At 71.5% G+C, this 18,079-nt stretch carries 18 protein-coding genes; 7 read left to right on the top strand and 11 right to left on the bottom strand.

The window, feature by feature from the left end; translation table 11 throughout:
- Positions 1-33: 33 nt before the first annotated feature.
- The 4 genes from WQO_RS28975 to WQO_RS28960 form a co-directional block, all read right to left on the bottom strand.
- Positions 34-1,533, bottom strand: coding sequence for an AMP-binding protein (locus WQO_RS28975; RefSeq protein WP_010064089.1), 1,500 nt, complete (start codon positions 1,531-1,533; stop codon positions 34-36).
- The gene (locus tag WQO_RS28970) at positions 1,530-2,378 is read right to left on the bottom strand and encodes a MaoC/PaaZ C-terminal domain-containing protein (RefSeq protein WP_010064090.1); all 849 of its coding nucleotides are present in this window, start codon (positions 2,376-2,378) and stop codon (positions 1,530-1,532) included. Before WQO_RS28970 ends, WQO_RS28975 begins: the two co-directional genes overlap by 4 nt.
- The gene (locus WQO_RS28965; protein ID WP_010064091.1) at positions 2,375-3,634 is read right to left on the bottom strand and encodes a beta-ketoacyl-[acyl-carrier-protein] synthase family protein; all 1,260 of its coding nucleotides are present in this window, start codon (positions 3,632-3,634) and stop codon (positions 2,375-2,377) included. The genes WQO_RS28970 and WQO_RS28965 overlap by 4 nt, the downstream gene beginning before the upstream one ends.
- 93 nt (positions 3,635-3,727) lie before the next feature.
- Positions 3,728-4,942, bottom strand: a complete 1,215-nt coding sequence (locus WQO_RS28960; protein ID WP_032749273.1) for an aminotransferase class I/II-fold pyridoxal phosphate-dependent enzyme — start codon at positions 4,940-4,942, stop codon at positions 3,728-3,730.
- 415 nt (positions 4,943-5,357) lie between these two features.
- Here WQO_RS28960 and WQO_RS28955 point away from each other — a divergent pair, with 415 nt between their 5' ends.
- Positions 5,358-6,161: an AfsR/SARP family transcriptional regulator gene (locus WQO_RS28955; protein WP_010064093.1), complete on the top strand. Its 804-nt coding sequence runs from the start codon at positions 5,358-5,360 to the stop codon at positions 6,159-6,161.
- 61 nt (positions 6,162-6,222) lie between these two features.
- Here the strand turns inward: WQO_RS28955 and WQO_RS28950 are convergent, their stop codons facing one another.
- Genes WQO_RS28950 through WQO_RS28940 form a run of 3 tightly spaced genes read right to left on the bottom strand, consistent with a single transcriptional unit; the run spans position 6,223 to position 8,228 of the window.
- On the bottom strand, positions 6,223-6,978 hold the full coding sequence (locus WQO_RS28950; RefSeq protein ID WP_010064094.1) for an SDR family NAD(P)-dependent oxidoreductase: 756 nt from the start codon (positions 6,976-6,978) through the stop codon (positions 6,223-6,225).
- Entirely contained in the window at positions 6,975-7,958 is a 984-nt protein-coding gene (locus WQO_RS28945; RefSeq protein WP_010064096.1) for a 3-oxoacyl-ACP synthase III family protein, read from the bottom strand. The genes WQO_RS28950 and WQO_RS28945 overlap by 4 nt, the downstream gene beginning before the upstream one ends.
- A gap of 9 nt (positions 7,959-7,967) precedes the next feature.
- On the bottom strand, positions 7,968-8,228 hold the full coding sequence (locus WQO_RS28940; RefSeq protein ID WP_010064097.1) for a hypothetical protein: 261 nt from the start codon (positions 8,226-8,228) through the stop codon (positions 7,968-7,970).
- 205 nt (positions 8,229-8,433) lie between these two features.
- On the opposite strand from WQO_RS28940, the gene WQO_RS28935 reads away from it, so the two are divergent.
- From WQO_RS28935 to WQO_RS28910, 6 genes are all read left to right on the top strand, one after another.
- Complete coding sequence (locus WQO_RS28935) at positions 8,434-9,318, top strand: class I SAM-dependent methyltransferase (protein WP_010064098.1); 885 nt, start codon at positions 8,434-8,436, stop codon at positions 9,316-9,318.
- A 5-nt stretch (positions 9,319-9,323) separates the two neighbouring features.
- Positions 9,324-10,835 (top strand): flavin-containing monooxygenase, encoded by a 1,512-nt coding sequence (locus WQO_RS28930; protein WP_010064099.1) that lies wholly within the window; start codon positions 9,324-9,326, stop codon positions 10,833-10,835.
- A gap of 40 nt (positions 10,836-10,875) precedes the next feature.
- The gene (locus WQO_RS28925) at positions 10,876-12,384 is read left to right on the top strand and encodes an FAD-binding protein (protein WP_237274177.1); all 1,509 of its coding nucleotides are present in this window, start codon (positions 10,876-10,878) and stop codon (positions 12,382-12,384) included.
- Between the two features lie 65 nt (positions 12,385-12,449).
- Positions 12,450-12,950: an SRPBCC family protein gene (locus tag WQO_RS28920; protein WP_010064101.1), complete on the top strand. Its 501-nt coding sequence runs from the start codon at positions 12,450-12,452 to the stop codon at positions 12,948-12,950.
- Positions 12,947-13,828 (top strand): alpha/beta fold hydrolase, encoded by an 882-nt coding sequence (locus WQO_RS28915; protein WP_010064102.1) that lies wholly within the window; start codon positions 12,947-12,949, stop codon positions 13,826-13,828. Before WQO_RS28920 ends, WQO_RS28915 begins: the two co-directional genes overlap by 4 nt.
- A gap of 106 nt (positions 13,829-13,934) precedes the next feature.
- Positions 13,935-14,687, top strand: coding sequence for a 4'-phosphopantetheinyl transferase family protein (locus WQO_RS28910; protein ID WP_010064104.1), 753 nt, complete (start codon positions 13,935-13,937; stop codon positions 14,685-14,687).
- Here WQO_RS28910 and WQO_RS28905 read toward each other — a convergent pair.
- The 4 genes from WQO_RS28905 to WQO_RS28890 form a co-directional block, all read right to left on the bottom strand.
- Positions 14,677-15,669: an AraC family transcriptional regulator gene (locus WQO_RS28905; RefSeq protein ID WP_010064105.1), complete on the bottom strand. Its 993-nt coding sequence runs from the start codon at positions 15,667-15,669 to the stop codon at positions 14,677-14,679. The genes WQO_RS28910 and WQO_RS28905 overlap by 11 nt on opposite strands.
- Positions 15,670-15,860: 191 nt before the next feature.
- Positions 15,861-16,373, bottom strand: coding sequence for an anthrone oxygenase family protein (locus tag WQO_RS28900; RefSeq protein ID WP_063897882.1), 513 nt, complete (start codon positions 16,371-16,373; stop codon positions 15,861-15,863).
- A gap of 56 nt (positions 16,374-16,429) precedes the next feature.
- Positions 16,430-17,035, bottom strand: a complete 606-nt coding sequence (locus tag WQO_RS28895; RefSeq protein ID WP_010064107.1) for a hemerythrin domain-containing protein — start codon at positions 17,033-17,035, stop codon at positions 16,430-16,432.
- A 173-nt stretch (positions 17,036-17,208) separates the two neighbouring features.
- Positions 17,209-18,036 carry an NmrA family NAD(P)-binding protein gene (locus tag WQO_RS28890; protein ID WP_058954133.1) on the bottom strand — a complete coding sequence of 276 codons (828 nt, stop codon included), beginning with the start codon at positions 18,034-18,036 and terminating at the stop codon, positions 17,209-17,211.
- Positions 18,037-18,079 lie beyond the last annotated feature (43 nt).

Below are 18,079 nucleotides of genomic sequence, written 5' to 3'. Positions count from 1 at the left end.
GCGCCGACGACTGCCGGGGTGTGCGGAGACAGGTCAGGACGCGGTGGCGGCGGGTGTTGCCACGGTCCGCGCGATCAGGCGGCGGTCCACCTTGCCGGTGCTGGTGCGCGGGAGGGGCTCGGTCACGGGCGTGAGGAGACCGGGCACCCAGCCGCGGGCCAGCCGGGCGGTGCAGTGCCGCTTGAGGTCGAGGCTGGTGGCGGTGGAGGCGTCCGCCAGCCGTACGACGGCGATCAGGCGACGGCCCTCGACCGGGTCGGGCACGGTGGTCACCCCGGCCTCCAGCACCTCGGGGTGTTCCAGCAGCACCTGTTCGACCTCGCCGGTGTTGACGGCGACGCCTCGGATCTTGACCTGGTGGTCCAGACGGCCGATGAGCCTGAGGGTGCCGTCGGCGTCCCTCGCGACCAGGTCCCCGGTGCGGAACCACCGGGTGCACGGGCCGCCGTCCGCCGCCGCCTCCAGGACGAACTTCTCGGCGGCTCGGCTCGGATCGGCGTACCCGGTGCTCTGGAAGGGCGTGGAGACCTCCAGTTCGCCGCTCGCCGGCCCGTCCAGCACCCGCCCTTCGGTGTCCCGCAGTCTCAGGCGTACGCCCGGGAGCGGGCGGCCCAGCGGCATCGGGGCGGACTGCGGGAGGCTCCGGTCGACCTCGTGGATCAGGCTGTCGTTGGTCTCGGTGCAGCCGTAGATGTTGTGCAGCCGGGCGCCGGGCGCCAGGTCCGCGAGATCGGCGAGCGCCTGCTCGGGCATCACGTCACCGGTGAACGCCGCGTGCCGGACGGATTCCAGGGGGCCGCAGCTCTCCACCCGGACCTGCGCGCCGATCAGAGCGTAGAAGAGAGGGACCGCCTGGACCACCTCGACGCGGTGGGTGCGCAGCAGGCGGAGCAGTCCCCGGCCGCTCGCCGCTGTCGACGGGGCCACCAGGACCACCTGTCCGCCGTGGGCGAGAGTGGTCCAGACGTCCAGCAGGCAGAGGTCGAAGTTGAGTGGCGCGTAGTTGAGTACAGGGGTGGACTCGGCGATGCCGAAGGCGTCCGCGGCCCAGTCGGTGAAGGCGTCCACGGCCCGGTGCGGGAGAGGGACGGCCTTGGGGACGCCGGTGGAACCGGAAGTGGTGAGCACGAGTGCGGTTCCCCGCGGTACCGCTCCCCCGCCATGTCCGCCGTGCGCCGGGGCCGTCACCGTGACGGCCGGCCCGGTGAGCGCGTACCGGCAGTGCGCCTCGGCCATCACGGCCGCGACCTGGTCGGGCGGCAGGGTGGGCGAGGGCAACAGCGCGGGACGTCCCGTGGCCAGGCAGGCCAGGACGGTGGCGATGGTGCCGGGCGACTTGTCGTCGAGGACGGCCACCGTGGCGCCGGCGGGGACCTGTCCGGCGAGCCGGGCGCGGGCGTCCGTGGTCGCGTCGGCCAGTTCCCGGTAGCTGGTGGGGGTGCCGTTCCACCACAGGGCGGGGGCGTCCGGAGTCTTGTCGGCCCAGCGGAGAACGGAGTCGGCCATCTCGCCGTGCCGCCGGATACCGGTCATCGGCCCGCTCCCGTCGCCGGGGCCAGCCGGAGCCAGCCGCCCTTGACGGCGACGGCACCCCGTGACCGTACGGTGAACACGACGGTGTCCCCGTCGGCGACGGGCGTGAGGTCGAGGGACGTCCCCTCGCCGGGCAGGACCGGGCGGGCGAAGCGCGCACCGATGGCCCGGACCCGGTCGACGTCTCCGTCCGCGTACCGCTCGGCGGCCTCCTCCACGGCGAGTGCCACGAGGCTCATACCGTGGGCGATGACATCCTCGAACCCCGCTGACCGGGCGGTCTCGGTGTCGAGATGGACGGGGTTGAGGTCTCCGGCCGCGTGGCCGTAGTCGGCGATCCACTCCCGGTCGATCCCGAGGTCGCTGCTGAGCGTGGCGCCCGGCGTCTCCTGCCTCACCGCGGCCATGGGTACGAGAGTCCCGCGCGGTTCGGCCGCCCGGATGCCGACGAGCAGGATGTGGGCGGTGAGCCGCGCCTGTTCGGCGCCGGTCGCCCGGTCGGCGAGCGTGGTGGTCAGGACGAGCCGGGTGCCCTTGGGCTCGACGCGTACGGCGTCCAGTTCGGCGGTCGCGTCGAGCGGGGCGCCGGGGCGCGGTGGGTGGTGCAGTTCGATCTCCTGGGCGAGGTGGACCAGGGAGTAGGGGCCGTGGCCGGCGGCGAGGTCGGCGACCGTGCGCTCGGCGAGCGGGTGGGTGAGGACGAAGGCGGCGAGAGGACCCGCCACGGCCCGGCCGGGTGCCGGACGGCTCAGCGCCCGGCGGGTGACGGTCCGGTAGCGGAGGGCGGCGTCCGCGTCGAGGGACGGTGCGGACGGATCGAGTGCGGAGTCGGGCAGGGTCGTCATGCGGGGGCCACCACCAGGCTGCTGTTGTGGCCGCCGAAGCCGAAGGAGTTGGTCAGCGCGGGCCCGATGTGGACAGGTCGCGGGGTGCCGTGGACCACGTCGATCTCCATCTCTGGTTCCGTTCGTGTGTGGTTGGCGGTGGGCGGCACCGCTCCGGCGTTCATCGACAGCACGGCGACCACGAGTTCGACGGCTCCGGCCGCCCCGATCAGGTGGCCCAGCACGCCCTTGCTGGCGGTGACCGGCGGCCCGTCCGGTCCGAAGACCTTGGCCAGGGCCGTGGCTTCGGCGCGGTCGTTGTGCACGGTCGCGGTGCCGTGGGCGTTGACGTGGGCGATGTCCGAGGGGACGAGACCGGCGTCGGCGAGCGCACCGGCCATGGCCTCGGCGGCGTACGCGCCGTCGGGGTGCGGGGCCGAGAGGTGGTGGGCGTCCGAGGTTGCGGCGTATCCGGCGACCAGGCCGTGCGCCCGGGCGCCCCGGGCGCGTACGTCGGCTGCCCGTTCCAGCACCACGAAGGCGGCGCCCTCGCCCATCACGAAGCCGTCCCGGCTCTCGTCGAAGGGCCGGCACGCGGTGGCCGCCTCGGTGCGGAGGGAGGCGGCGTTGAGGTTGCCGAACCCCGCGAGAGTGATCGGCGTGAGGGTCGCCTCGCAGCCTCCCGCGATCACCACGTCGGCACGGTGGTCGCGGAGCATGCCCGCGCCGATCCCGATGGCATCGGCTCCGCTGGCGCAGGTGGTGGAGATGGTCAGCGCCGGCCCGTGCCAGCCCAGTTGGAGGGCTATCTGGGCGGCGGCCGCGTTCGGCATCGTCATCAGGGGCATCAGCGGACGGACCCCGCCGGGCCCCCTCGTCGCGAAGTTGACGGACTCGGCATCGCTGGTGCTGCGCCCTCCGACGGCGTTGCCGACGACGATGGCGCAGCGGGCGGCGGGCGCCTGCGGCAGCCCGGCGTCGGCGTGGGCGGCCAGCGCCGCGGCGAGCCCGAAGCGGGCGAAGGGGTCGAGCCGCCGGGCGGCCTTGGTGGCCAGCGCCTCCTGCCAGGGCAGACCGTGGCCGGTGAGTTCGGGGACCCGGCAGCCGATCCTGATGCGGTGGCCGGTGGTGTCGAAGTGGGTGAGGTCGACCGCGAGGGACCGGCCGGCCGACACCGCTGTCCACAGTTCCCCGGTGGTGTGCCCGGCGGGAGTGACGGCGCCGATCCCGCTGATAGCGATGTCCGGCCGGGCGACGCGTTCGGCTGTGGTGCGCATGGTCGTGTGGTTCCTTCCCGTTCCGGTGACCGGCCGTCGGCCGTGGGCGAGGGTGCTGTGCTGGGGGTCGTTGTGCGACGGCGTCGGGCGGGGTCAGCCCGCCAGGAGTCCGCACTCCCCGGCGGCCTTGAGGAACGCCTCCGCGGCGAGTTCCACGTCCGCGTCCGTGTGCCGTGCGGTGACGGCGATCCGCAGCCGCGCAAGGTCGCGCGGTACGGCGGGGGTCACCACGGGCAGCCCGATCACGCCCAGGCGGCGAGCGGTGGTGGCCAGGTCGTAGGCCGACTCGTCGCTGCCGGCGATGAGCGGGACGACGGCCGTCTCGCTGTCGCCGGTCCGCATGCCGCCCGCGCTCACCAGCTCCCGGAACCGGGTGCCGTGCCCCTGGATCCGGGTGACGCGCTCCGGCTCGGCGCGCAGCACGCGCAGCGCCTCCAGGGCGGCGCCCGCCGAGGCCGGCGCGAGGGCGGCGGAGAAGAGGAACGGCCTCGCGGCGTAACGAAGATGTCCGATCAGCTCGGCCGGTCCCGCGACCCAGCCGCCCATGGAGGGGATGGCCTTGGACAGGGTGCCGAGCTTGACGTCCACCCGTACCCGCCGGTCGAAGTGCTCCTCCACGCCCAGGCCGGTGCGGCCGATGACGCCGAGGGCGTGGGCCTCGTCGGTCATCAGGAGCGCCTCGTGGACGTCGCACACCTCGCGCAGCCGGGGCAGCGGCGCGATGTCACCGTCCATGGAGTAAACGCTGTCGACGATGACCAGGCGGACTCCGCCGGGGGCGGCGGCCTCCATGCGGCGGGCCAGGTGGTCGGTGTCGTTGTGCCGGAAGCGGACCACGGTCGCCCCGCTGAGGCGGCAGCCGTCGACGATGCTGGCGTGGGCGTACTTGTCGACGAAGACGGTGTCGCCGGGGCCGACCAGGGCTCCGATCGTTCCCACGTTGGCGGCGTAGCCGGAACCGAAGACGATGGCGGCCTCCCGCTCGGCGACGGTGGCGACCTCGGCCTCCAGCTCCTCGTGGAGCGGGATGGACCCGGCCAGGGCGCGTACTCCGTGGTTACCGGTGCCGTAACGGGCCGCGGCGGCCTGGGCCGCGGCGACCACGCGCTCGTCCCCGGCGAGGCCCAGGTAGCTGTAGCCGGACATCATCAGCAGCCGCCGGCCGTCGAGGTCGACGTAGGCCGTGTCGCGCTCGGCGGTGTAGGGGACGAAGCTGTTGCGGCGCTCGGGCTCCCACTCCAGCGACGCCACGCGCCGTCCTGTCGCCTCCAGTTTGGGCGCGATTCTCCCCCACGCTGCGAATGCCATCGGCCGTCCTCTCCTTTGTGACTGCCATTGCACACAGGTGCAACGAATCTGATGCGCCTCGAATTCAACGGGCCGCTCGCAATCGAGACGCAACACGGGAGCAAGATCAAACAGGCGTCGAAGGATTTGCACGCATCAGGCTTCCGATTCACCGGGCGTTAACTGATGCAACTTAACGAGGTAGTTGACATACACCCTTTTTAAACGAGAATGCTGTTTACCCAGCCATGGAGAAGAATTGACCAAGCTCCTGCCGGATCACCGCAGACCTCCCACGGGATCCCCACCGCGGCTCACCCGACGCACGAGCCACACGCTGGGCCACGTACGGAACCGCACGCACTGCCGGACAGTCGACTTCCGTCACCCATGCCGCCGGGGAAGTCGACTCAACCTTCCACTGGGGGGATCGATCGTGCTCATCAGGCTTATCGGCCTCGTCTCCATCGAACATGAATCCGAGGCCCCGCGGGTGCTGGCCAGCCATCAGGCGCAGATAGCCCTGGCCCGGCTCTGCCTGGAACGCCCTTCTGGCATAGGCCGCGAGCAACTTGCCGACACCATATGGCCGGATGGTCTGCCCAGCACGTGGGCTTCGGCTTTACGCAGTGTCATCAGCCGCCTCAGAACCTCCCTCTCGGAAGGGGAGGGCGCCGAACCGTCGGTCATAGCTCGCGGGGGACGCTATCTGCTGCACCTGCCGGAGGACGCGCAGCTGGACGTGGAGCGCGCCGAGCAGGCAGCGTTCACCGCAGCCGCCGCCCACCGCGAGGGCGACCACAGCACCGCGCAGCGGCTTGCCGCCACCGCGGTACCCCTGCTGCGGGGTCCCTTTCTCGCCTCCCACGAGGGCGAGTGGGTGGAGTCCGTACGGCGCCACCTCAAGGACCTGCGGGTCTCGGCCCTGGAGACCGCGAGCAGTTCCTCGTCCGCTCTCGGCGACACCCACCACGCCCTGCGCTACGCCGCGGAGGCGGTGCGCCAGGCCCCGTTCCGCGAGAGCGCCTACCGCTGCCAGATGACAGCCCACCGCTTGGCCGGCAACAGGGCCGAAGCCCTGCGGATATACCAGCAGTTGCGCGCCGTGCTGGCGGAGGAGCTGGGCTGCGACCCCAGCCCCGAGAGCGAGGCCGCCTACCTCGGCCTGCTGGACCGGAACCGTCTTCCGGTGGCCCCGCGGGCTGAGTGGGAAACGATGTCAGCCCACCGGCTGAGCTGAGCCCCGCACGGCAGTGGGGAGGGACACGCGATCGTGTCCCTCCCCACTGCCGTGCAACGGCTCACATGATGGAGACACCGCTGTCGATGCTGATCACCTGCCCGGTCATGCAGTCCTGGTCGAGGAAGAGGGAGACGCTTCGGGCGACCTCCTCGACGGTGACGAACCGCGGGACCGGAGCCTTGCGCGCCATGTCCGACACGATGCTCTCCGGCAGCTGATCGGTCATGCCCGTGATCATGAACCCGGGTGACAGCGCGTTGACCGTGACCCCTCGCCGGCCACACTCCGCCGCCAGCGCACGGGTCATCCCCATCACTCCGGCCTTGGACGCGGAGTACGCGGTCTGTCCCGCGGTGGCGATGAAGCCCGAGGGCGAGACGACGTTGATGATCCGGCCCCAGCGCTGCCGCAGCATGTACGGCAGCGCGGCCCGGCTGGTGTGGAACGACCCCAGCAGGTTGGTGCGGATGACCTCGTGCCAGTCCTCCGGGGACTGCATGGCCATCAGGGCGTCCTTGCGGACGGCTCCGTTGTTGACCACCACGTCGATGGGGCCGAGAGTCCGCTCGACCTCCTGGCAGAGGCGCTGTGTCTCCTCCCACGAGCCGACGTCCGCGCCGACGACGACCGAGTCGTTCGTCAGCTTCTCGCTCACGGCCCGGGCCTGGTCGGCCGAGCTGCGGTAGTGGACGGCCACCCGGCAGCCCAGTGCGTCCAGTTCGACCGCCAGCGCCTGTCCGAGGCCGCCCGACGCGCCGGTGACCAGGGCCACCGGCGCGTCGGGGCGCTTGCCCGCCTTCTGTGCTCCGCTCACGTGGCGCCTCCCCAGCGCATCAGGACCGAACCCCAGGTCATGCCCGCCCCGAAACCGGCGAGCAGGACCAGCTCTCCCGTCTTGATCCGATCCGCCTCCAGCGCCTCGGTGAGGGCCAGCGGGATCGAGGCCGACGCGGTGTTTCCGTACCGGTCCAGGTTGGTGATCAGGGACTCCGGGCGCAGACCCGAGTGCTGCATGACCGAGTTGATGATGCGGATGTTCGCCTGGTGCGGGATCACGTGATGAACCTCCGCCGGAGCGACCTTCGCGCTCTCCAGCGTCTCGCGCACCGTGCGCACGGTGTAGCGGACGGCGTTGAGGTAGATCTCGTTGCCCTTGATCTGTGCGAAGTGGAGCCCCTGGGCGACCGTTTCCGGTGTTGTGGGCATCCGACTTCCGCCCGCTTGCACCTTGAGTGCATCTGCACACGATCCGTCGGCGCCCAGGTTCCAGGCCAGAACGGGATCTTCCGGACCCGGTACGAGGACCACAGCGGCCGCTCCGTCGCCGACCAGGATGGACAGGTCCCGGTCGGCGGGGTTGGCGGTCAGGGTGTGCGTGTCCGAGCCGATCAGCAGGATCGGACGACGGTCCATGCGCAGGATGCCCATGGCCGCTACCAGCCCGTAGACGAACCCCGCGCATTCGGAGTTGACGTCCATCGCCCCGCCGGCGATCCCCAGATCATGGTGGACGAAGGCGGAGGTGGCGGGAGAGGGCTGCTCGGGTGTGGCCGTGGCCACGATCAGGTGGGCGATGTCGGCACCGGTCAGGCCGGCTTTGGCCAGAGCCGCACGGCCCGCGTCGACGGCCAGGGAGGCGGTCGTCTGGCCCGGGTCGACCGCCCGCCGCTCCTGGATACCGCAACGGCTGACGACCCAGTGCTCGTCGACGCCGAAGCGCTCGGCCAGTTCCGTGCTGGTGACGACCCGCTCGGGCAGGGCCTTGCCCCACCCCGCGATGGCGAATCCACTCATGGTCCCGCCTCAGGCCTCGGCCGGCTGCGGCGCCAGGTCGACCAGCTTCGCGTAGACGTCCCGCATCGTCGTGCTGTCGTCCAGCTCCGCGAAGAGCGACTCGTCGGCGGGGATGTCGGGGTGCTCGTTCTGGAAGTTGTACAGCCACTCCATCAGGTCGAGCGAGTCCACACCCGGGATGTGCCGGATCGGCGCGTCGGGCGTCACTTCGGTGGCTCCGGAGACGGCGGCGAGCTGCTCCGAGAGAACCTCGACAGTCGGCAGTGCCATGATTTGTTCCTCTCTCAACGCGGCGTACGGTCGTGACGGCATGCAAGCCGCTCCTCGCAATCGGTCCGCAACAAGGCGGTCACACGCTGCTGTTGCGGACCGATTGCACAGGTCCGCTTGGCTCCCTCTCAGCACGGTTCGGAACCCGAAAGCCGACCCAGCGCTTTCGCGCCCGGTCGGCAGAAGCTGCGAGGAGAGGGCGAGGATGGCGACGATTGCCTCCCACACCGCGGAGCCGGAGGTGGACGCAGTCCGCCACCACTACGAGGTGGGAAACGAGTTCTACCGGCTGCTGCTGGGGCCCAGCATGATGTACAGCGGCGGTTACTGGCAGGAGGACGAGGGCCTCACCGAAGCCCTGGACCTGGCACAGGAGCGTAAGCTCGATGCGTTCGCCGAGCTCGCGGACGCCGCGGGCAAGGACCGGGTCCTGGACATCGGCTGCGGCTGGGGCACCCTGATGGACCGGCTGACGCGGAAGCACGGCGTGCGCGAGGCGGTCGGTCTGACCCTGAGCCGCACCCAGGCCGACTTCATCGCGGGCCTGGACAACCCGGCCCTCACCACCCGGGTGGAGAGCTGGTCGGAGCACAGCGCTCCAGGCGCCTACGACGCTGCGTTCTGTGTCAACGCGCTGGAACACTTCGTGCCCTCCAGCCTGTCACCGAAGGAGCGCACCAAGCGCTACCGCTTCTTCTTCCAGCAGGTCCATGAGGCGCTGGTACCGGACGGCCGGTTCGTCCTGCACACGATGACCGCCGAGGCCCAGCCGATCGGCCGGAAGATCCTGGCGGACCTCAAGTTCCTCCAGCGTTCCGAGTTCGCCGGCATGCACATCCCGCACCTGCATGAGCTGGCGGCCGCTGCCGAGGGCCTGTTCGAGGTGGTGGAACTGGTCAACGAGCGCGAGGCGTTCGCCCGTGCCTGCCGCGCCTGGCTGGTGCTGCTCGCCGAGCGGCGCGAGGAGGCCGTGGCGCTGGAGAGCGAGGAGGTGGTGGCTCGCTTCGAGCGTTACCTGGACATCTTCGCCTACACGCTGGAGGACCGCTTCTTCAACAACTTCCGTCTGACGCTGGCCCGTAAGGGGTGACCGGGATGGCTCAGGCACCCCTGGACCCGGCCCGCGACCTGCGGGTGGCGGTGATCGGCAGCGGCTTCTCCGGGCTCGGCACCGCGATCCGGCTGATGCAGCAGGGCATCGACGACTTCCTTGTCTTCGAGCGGGCCGACGAGGTCGGCGGCACCTGGCGCGACAACACCTACCCGGGCTGCGCCTGCGATGTGATGTCGCATCTCTACTCGTTCTCGTTCGCGCCCAACCCGAACTGGAAGAGCACCTTCGGCAAGCAGCGGGAACTCTTCGACTACCTGCGCGACTGCGCCGACCGGTTCGGGGTGCGCTCACGCATCCGCTTCCGGCACGAGCTGACCGAGGCACGCTGGGACGACCTGCGCAAACGGTGGCTGATCTCCACCACCGGCGGTGACTACACCGCCCGGGTCCTCGTCACCGGCACCGGCTACCTCAGCGAGCCGGCCGTCCCGGACATACCCGGTCTCTCCGAGTTCCAGGGCGAGGTGTTCCACTCGTCGCGGTGGCGGCACGACCTGGACCTCACCGGCCGCCGAGTCGCCGTCATCGGCACCGGGGCGTCCGCCATCCAGTTCGTCCCCGCCATCCAGCCGGAGGTCGGACAACTGGACCTCTACCAGCGCACCCCGCCCTGGATCGGCCCCAAGAACGACAAGGCCAACAGCGCCCTCCAGACCAAGCTGCTGACCTCGGTCCCCGGTTACCAGCGCTTCCGCCGCAACTTCAACATGTGGGGCCGGGAGATCCTGGCGTTCGTGATGGCGCGCCCCGCCGTCGCCGGGAAGATGCAGAAGATGGCGTCCGACCACCTCAAGAAGAGCGTGCCGGACGAGGCGCTGCGGGCCCGGCTCACCCCGGACTACGTGATGGCCTGCAAGCGCCTGCTCTTCTCCAACACGTACTACCCGGCGATCCAGCAGCCCAACGTGGAGCTGGTCACCGACGGCATCGCCAAGGTCACTCCCGACGCGGTGGTCACGGCCGACGGCCGGGAGCGCCCGGTGGACACCATCGTCCTGGGCACGGGGTTCGAGGCGGTACGCCGCCCGATCGCCGAGCGCGTCTTCGGCCGGAACGGCGTCGCCCTCAAGGATGCCTGGAGCGAGGGCATGAGCGCACTGCGCGGTACGGGCGTCGCCGGCTTCCCCAACCTCTTCATGCTGCTCGGGCCGAACACCACGCTGGGCCACTCCTCGCAGGTGATCATGATCGAGGCTCAGATCGCCTATCTGCTCGACGCCCTCAAGACGATGGACAAGCGCGGCCTGGCCAGCGTCGAGGCGCTGCCCGAGGCCCAGCGCGCCTACAACGACAAGCTGGACCAGCGGCTGGACGGCACGGTGTGGAACGCCGGGAACTGCCGCAGCTGGTATCTCGACGAGCACGGCCGCAACCCGTCCATCTGGCCGACCTACACCTGGCGCTTCCGCCGGGCCACCAGCCGGTTCGACCCCGCCGAGCACCTGCTGAGCACCAGCGAGGACCTGCGGGCGACCGCGCCCGCCGCTTCCTGACAGCCGTCCGCGTGACCGACGAGACATGGAGTCCTTCCCCGTGAACCTGCACACCCCTTCCCGAAGAGCAGTGCTCGGCACGGTCGGCGCCGCCGCCACGGTGATCGGCTGGAACGCCACCACCGGCAGCTGGGCCCACGCAGCCGATCCGGCACGCCGTCCCGGCGACCGCGTCGTGTCCGTTCCGCAGCTGGACGGCACGCTCACCACGGACACCAGCCAGTTCGGGTCCTACAGCCACGACTTCGGCCGGCTCGTCAACGGCACCGTTCCGTGGGCGGTCCTCACCCCCGGCTCGGTCCAGGACATCGCCAAGATGATCGGCTACGCCCGGGCCAACCGGCTGAAGCTGGCGGTCAACGGCCGCAGCGGCACCGGCGGCGACCTGGAGTCCCACTCCTGCTACGGGCAGGCCGCGGTTCCCGGCGGGATATCGGTCAACGCCCGCGGTATGGCGCGCATCCTGTCGACCGGGAGCGACTCCATCACCGTGGAGGCCGGGGCGACGTGGGCGGAGATCACCGACCATCTGCTCCCCCGCGGCCGCACCCTGCCCGCCCTGCCCGACTACCTGCCGCTCTCGGTGGGCGGCACGATCAGCGTCGGCGGCATCGGGCTCACCATGGGCTCCGAGGGCCTCATCGCGGACACCGTGACCTCGATGACCGTGGTGACCGGAACCGGCGAGGTGGTCACCACCTCCAAGAACCGGCGCTCGGACCTCTTCCGCGCCGCGCTGGCCGGCGGCGGTCAGGTCGGTGTCATCGTCAGCGTGACGCTGCGGACGGTGCCGTCCGCCGAACGGGCCACCGTCTTCAGCCTCTTCTACAGCGACGTCACGGCCTTCATGAAGGACTCGGAGATCCTCCTCGCCGACCGCCGCTTCCAGATGCAGGGCGGCGAGATGGTCCGCAAGCCGGACGACTCGGGCTGGCGCTACAAGATCGAGGCGGTCGCCACGTACTCCGGCGGACGCGTCCCGGACCGGGCGAAGCTGTTGAAGGGCCTCAAGGACCTGCGCGCCGAGGCCCACATCGAGGACTACGCGCTGCGTGACTACCTCTTCCGGCTGGACGGCTACGAGGCCTTCCTCAAGGAGGCCGGGCACTGGTTCGAGGCCAAGCCGTGGCTGAGCCTCTTCCTGCCGCGTTCCTCGGCAGCCCGCTTCCTGCGCCTGGTGGAGAGCCAGCTCACCCCGGAGAGCCTGGGTGCCGGGGTGCTGCTCACCTACCCGTACCCGACGTCCAAGGTCACCGCGCCGATGGCGGTGCAGCCGAAGGACCAAACCGGATACCTCTTCGACCTGCTGCGCTTCCCGAACCCGGGGACCAGCGACGCGGAGATCGCGCGGATGGTCGAGCAGAACCGCTGGCTGTACGACCGGGCTGTGGAGCTGGGCGCCAAGCGCTACCTCGTCGGGGCTGTGCCCGATCTGACCGCCGCGGACTGGCGGCGCCACTTCGGCAGGAGCTACGGGGCGCTGTGCGATGCGAAGCGCCGCTTCGACCCCGGCAACGTCCTCACCCCCGGCCAGGGCTTCTTCGGCTGACCGAGCACGGCCCGGGGCCGCTCCTGCGGGAGCGGCCCTTCCCGTTCATCCCCCTGGAGGAGCAGTTGAAGACATACGAGCTGGTCGACGAGGCATGGCTCACCGCGGGTCCGGACGCGGTCTGGGAGGCCCTGCTGGGCGAGCTCTCCGGCGAGGCGCGGTGGTGGGTGCCGGACAACACCTTCGAGCCGGTGGACGGCGCCCCGGACCGGGTCGGCGCGCTGACCCGGATCACCGTCCACACCAAGGGCGTCGACAAGGGCGGCAAGAAGCTCCGGTTCACCGCGCGCACCACCGCCGTGCAGCGGGCGGAGCGGCTGGCGCTGGAGTACGTGGAGGGGGCCTTCCGGGGCACTGCGGAGTTCACCCTCACCCGGCTGGAGGACGGCGGTACCCGGCTCGTGATGTTCTTCCGGGCCAGCCCGCAGGGCCAACTAGCTTTCCTCGCACGCCTGGTGGACGTCGGCGCGATGCACACCCGGGCCACCCGCGCCGCGTTCGGCAGGCTCAACCAGTTGCTGTCCACCGGTACGCCCGCCGCCTCCACCGCCGGAGGTGCGCGGTGACGACACCCGAAGCCGGGGAGGTCTTCCTCGACGCCGGCGACGGCGGACGTCTGGCGCTCTCCGTGCTGCACCCGCTGGAACGGAACGACGAGGAGCCTCCCGTGGCCGTGCTGGCCCACGGGTGGGGCGGCGGTCGCCGGATCTGGAGCCTGGTGACCGACCGCCTGCTGCGCAGCGGTTTCGCTGTGGTCTCCTACGATCTGCGCGGCCACGGCGCTTCGACCGTGGGCTCCTCGGGCGTGAGTGCCGATGCCATGACCGCCGACCTCGCGACAGTCGTCTCGTATGCCGGTGGCGCGCCGATCGTCGTCGGCCACTCCGGGGGCGGGTTCGCGGCCCTGTCTCTGACGGCAGCGGCGGGGCCGGGCTCCGGACCGGCGGGCCTGGTCCTGGTCGCCTCGGCGGCGCACGACCAGGACACCCCGGAGAAGGAGGCCGCCATGATGGAGGCCCCGCTCTTCTCCTGGGCTCTGCGGCGGCCGGCGCTCGGGCGGCTGCTGCTCGGGCAGATGACGGGTACGGGGCTGGATTCGCGGTCCCGGGAGGTGAACCGCCAGGTGTTCGCCGGGACCGCGCCGGCGGTGCGCGCCGCCTGTTTCCGTTCCTCCCGGGGCATGGACCTCCGGGCAGCGGCGGCCTCCCTGCGGATTCCGGCCGAGGTCCTGGCCGGGGAGAAGGACAAGGTCATCCGGCCGGAGCTGGGGCGGGAGCTGGCTGCCGCGCTGCCGGACGCCACGTTCACCTCCCTGCCCGGTGCCGGGCACGTCCTGCCGCTGGAGAGCCCGGACGCGGTGGTCGCGGCGGTCCTGCGGGTCCACGGGGCGTCCGCCGGCCGGTCCCGGAGCAGTGACACCGTGCAGCGGACGGGCTCCCGGTGAACGGTGGCCCACGGCGCGCCACACCTCTGGGCCGGGGCCGGAAGAACGTGCCGGGCGCACGTTCTGCCCGCCCCGGCCCGGAGGGGCTCCCGGCGGGCGGCAGGCCGTGATCGAGCGGGTCGTCCCGGAGACCGTCGCGCGGGCGGAGGCGTTCGACGACGCGCTGCCCGGCCTGCCCGACCCCCGGGAGCTGGCGCTGCTGCGCGGGCAGCCCGAGGCGATCGTCCGACGGTTCGCCGCCGCACGGTCCTGCGCCCATCACTGCCTGGACCAACTGGCGGTGCCCCCGGGCCCGTTGCTGCGTACCCCGGACGGCGGGCCGAAGTGGCCGCCCGGTGTCGTCGGGAGCATCACGCACTGCGCCGGGTACCGGGGCGCGGTGGCCGCCCGCGCCGGCCGGTGGGCGGCGCTCGGTGTGGACGCCGAACCGGCCCTGCCGTTGCCGACGGGGGTGCTGGACCTGGTGACGACGGCTCCGGAGCGGCGCATGGTCGCCGGGCTGTCCCGTCGAAGTCCGGAAGTCCCGTGGGACCGCCTGCTGTTCAGTGCGAAGGAATCGGTGTACAAGGCCTGGCACCCGGCCACGGGCCGATGGATCGGGACCCGGGCCATCGAGGTGACGCTCACCGCCGACGGCCTCCTCACAGCCCTGGTGCGTCCGGAACGGACACAACCGCCCCGGGCGCGAGGGCGATCCGCCGCGACCGGAGACGGCGTACCACGGCCGAGGGGCGGGGCGTACCCCTACCGGGGCCGCTGGCACTCGGGGGACGGTCTGCTGCTCACGGCGGTCGCCGTGCCGGGCGTCGAAACCGTCGGCCGGCCCGATCCCCGGCCGACGGCACGGCTCAGCGTCTGAGCATCACCGTCCGGCCGTCGGAAACGGTGGCCAGGGCCTCCTCCGACCGCTTGCCCCGGCGATACTCCTGGGGGCTGACGCCGCGCTCGCGTTTGAAGGCGGCGCTCAGCGCGAACGGCCCCGAATAGCCGACCTGTTCGGCGATCTTGGCGACTGAGAGGTCGGGGTCGCGCAGCAGGTCGGAGGCGAGCGTGAGCCGCCATCCGGTCAGGTAGGACATCGGCGGCTCGCCGACCAGCTCGGTGAAGTGACGCGCCAGTTTCGCCCGGGAGACCTCCACGGCGGTGGCGAGCGAGGCGACCGTCCACGCTTCGCTCGGCCGGTCGTGCAGCAGCATCAGCGCACGGCCGACGACGGGATCGCTCTGGGCCCGGAACCAGAGCGGGGCGCCGGTGCCGGGCTCGGCCAGCCAGGAGCGCAGCACGTTGATCAGCAAGAGGTCGAGCAGCCGGTCCAGCACCACCTCCTGGCCGATGTCCTCCTGGTCCATCTCGGCGGCCAGCATGCCGATCAGCGGGGTCCGGGCGGCTGAGGCGGGCTGCACCAGCAAGGCCGGCAGGCTGGCGAGCAGTCGGCGGCCGACCTCGTTGGGCGCCTGGTAGGTACCGCTGAGCATCACCGTGGAGCCGGAGCGGTGCGGTTCGCCCCAGGTCCGCACGCCCAGTGACATCGTCTCCGTGACGTCCTCTCCGTCGGTGGTGCTGCAGCGCTGTTCGGCGGCGACCGTGACGCCGGGCGGAGTGGCCGGGTCGTCGGCGAGGGTGTACGGCTCGGGGCCCCGGAGGACCGCGACGTCCCCGGCCGCCAGCTTGACCGGCTCGCCGCCTTCGCGGAGCACCCACGCCGACCCGTGCAACAGGGTGACGAGCGACAGGGGGGCACGGTCCTCGACCCGCAGGCCCCACGGGGGGTTGAACACGGACTTCAGCAGAAAGGCCCCCCGTGCCTTGGGGCTTCCCAGCAGGCCGCTGAACGCATCCACCACAGTCACCTCATTCCGTCTCGACGTCGTGGTCTCCGAGCGCGTCTCGCCCCGGCGGCCGCCGGGTCCCGTAAGGGATCGCCGACCACCGCACGGACCGCTCCGTGACGTTCGGTCACCCCCCAGAGCCTTCCTGCCAACGGCCCGCGACTCACGGCGGTTCCCGATTCCCGGCTCGACACTTCCCGTCATCACGCCCGGGAACCCGCCCGCCGCCGGGCCGTGTCGCCGAGCAGCGCGAGAGCTCCCAGGCAGGCGGCCGTACGGACGGTGTTCGCCCTCCGCCACGGCCTTTCGTAGGCGGTCCTGGCGGCCGTCGCCGCGGCCGACGACGCGGTCACCGGAGCGCTGCGGAGAGCGCGGTTCAGCGGCAGGTTGGCACCGACGGTGACCGCGATGCTCAGGCCGTAGAGGACCGCGGCGGCCGTGGCCCGCCGTGCCGCCCTGGCCTGCTCCGCTCGGCGGAGCCGCCGGGCCGCGACACCGGTGGCCACGAACACTCCGAGAAAGAGCGCCCCGAAGGAGGCGCTGTCGTCAAGGGCGTCGTTGAACCGCCGCATCGCGCTCACGAACGCCTCGTCGTCGCGGCGCGCCAGCGCGGGCATCACACCGACGTCGAAGGCGAGGTAGAGACCGGTCATCAGGCCGGTGCCGACGGTGGCCACGAGAAGCGCGGGGTCAGGGCGGGAGGAGCTGGGACTCATGATGTCTCTCCGGTCGTTCTGTGGTTCGGACCGCCGGCACCGGCGGAGGGTCCGGGTCAGGTGGGCTCCAGAAGCCCGGTGACGGAGCGGCGGTAGCTCTTCGCGAGCAAGGTGCGGCCGATCAGCCGTACCGGCCCCGGCATCACCCCGCCCGGGTCGGGAAGTCCGTCCAGCAGCCAGGGCGGCAGGATCCGCTTGACACCGAAGGGTGCCGCGGCCAGGACCCGGCGTTCCAGGGCGGTGAAGACGTCCGGCGGCACCCGGGTGAAGACGGGGAACGTCAGCTCCTCCTCCTCGTGCAGGTGCTGGTGAAGGACCGAGTCGAACATGCCGACGGGACCGTCCAGCGCCTCCGCCCGGCCTGTTTCCAGAGCCCGGGTCACCCGCAGCATGGAGTCGTCGAGGGCCACGTGGTCCTGGACCATGAGGTGCGATCCGGCGGCGATCTCGGGGGCGTGCTCGATCAGCCCCGGCCAGAGGATCTCGTCCTCGGTACGGTGGTGCCAGTCGACGATGCCCCTGAACTGCCGCCACCACTCCGCGACCGCGGGCAGACCGGAGGAGGTCAACAGCGGTACCGCGGCGACCAGTCGGCGAGAGTCACGTCGCAGCGCGAGATGCGTCTGCGCGAATCCGCGGAGGTGGCGGGGCAGCGCGCCCACGCCTCTTCCCTCCCACGCCGGCCCGTCCATCGCGTCCCTCTTTTCTTCGGTCGCTCCGGCGCTGCGCTGCCGGGCCCCCGACTTGTCGGTATGTGGCAACACACACGGTCCACGGGGTGGTCCGCGGTCCGGTCTCCCGGTCCCGCGGACCACCACTGGTCGAACAGGAACGGTCAGGCGTTCCAGGCGCCGGCCGCGGCCGCTTCCTTGGCGTAGTCCGCGAAGTCTTTCGGCTCCCGCCCGAGCGCTTCGCGGACACCGTGCACCACGCTCGCGTTCCGACCGTCCACGATCAGCGTGAAGAGGTCGGCGAACTCCTCCGGCTCACCCAGCTGCCGCAGCGCTGCACGGTAGTCGTCGACACTGACCGGGATGTAGGTGATGGTCCGGCCGGTGGCGGCCGACAGCTCGCGGGCCACGTCGTGGAAGCTCAGCAGCCGCGGGCCGGAGAGCTCGTACGTCTTGCCGATGTGGCGGTCGTCGGTGAGCGCGGCCACCGCCACATCGGCGATGTCGTCGGCGTCCACGAAGGGCTCGACGGCGTCACCGGTCGGCAGCGCCAGCTCACCGGCGAGAACCGGGTCGAGGAAGAAGCTCTCGCTGAAGTTCTGGTTGAACCAGTTGCAGCGGACGACGGTCCAGTCACAGCCGGACGCCTTGAGCGCGTCCTCGCTCGCGACCGCCCCTTCCTCGCCCCGGCCGGAGAGCAGCACGAGGCGCTTGACACCCCGCTCCACCGCGACGGCGGCGAACCGTCCGATGGCTTCCTTGGCGCCGGGGAACGCCAGGTCCGGGTAGTAGGTGACGTAGACGGCGGAGACTCCGGCGAGAGCGGCCTCCCAGGTGTTCTCGTCCTCCCAGACGAAGGGGGTCTCGCTGGAGCGCGAGCCGACGCGGGTCGGGCGGCCGAGCGTCTCCAGACGCTCGACGACGCGCCGCCCGGTCTTGCCGGTGCCGCCGATGACGAGGATGGGCTCTGTGTTCTGTCCGTTAGTGCTCATGACTTCATTAAAGTCTCCATGGCGCAGACGGTGAATAGCTCAC

It is taken from the genome of Streptomyces globisporus C-1027 (assembly GCF_000261345.2).
GTDB lineage: Bacteria > Actinomycetota > Actinomycetes > Streptomycetales > Streptomycetaceae > Streptomyces > Streptomyces pakalii.
This window is presented reverse-complemented; position numbering and strand designations above follow the sequence as displayed.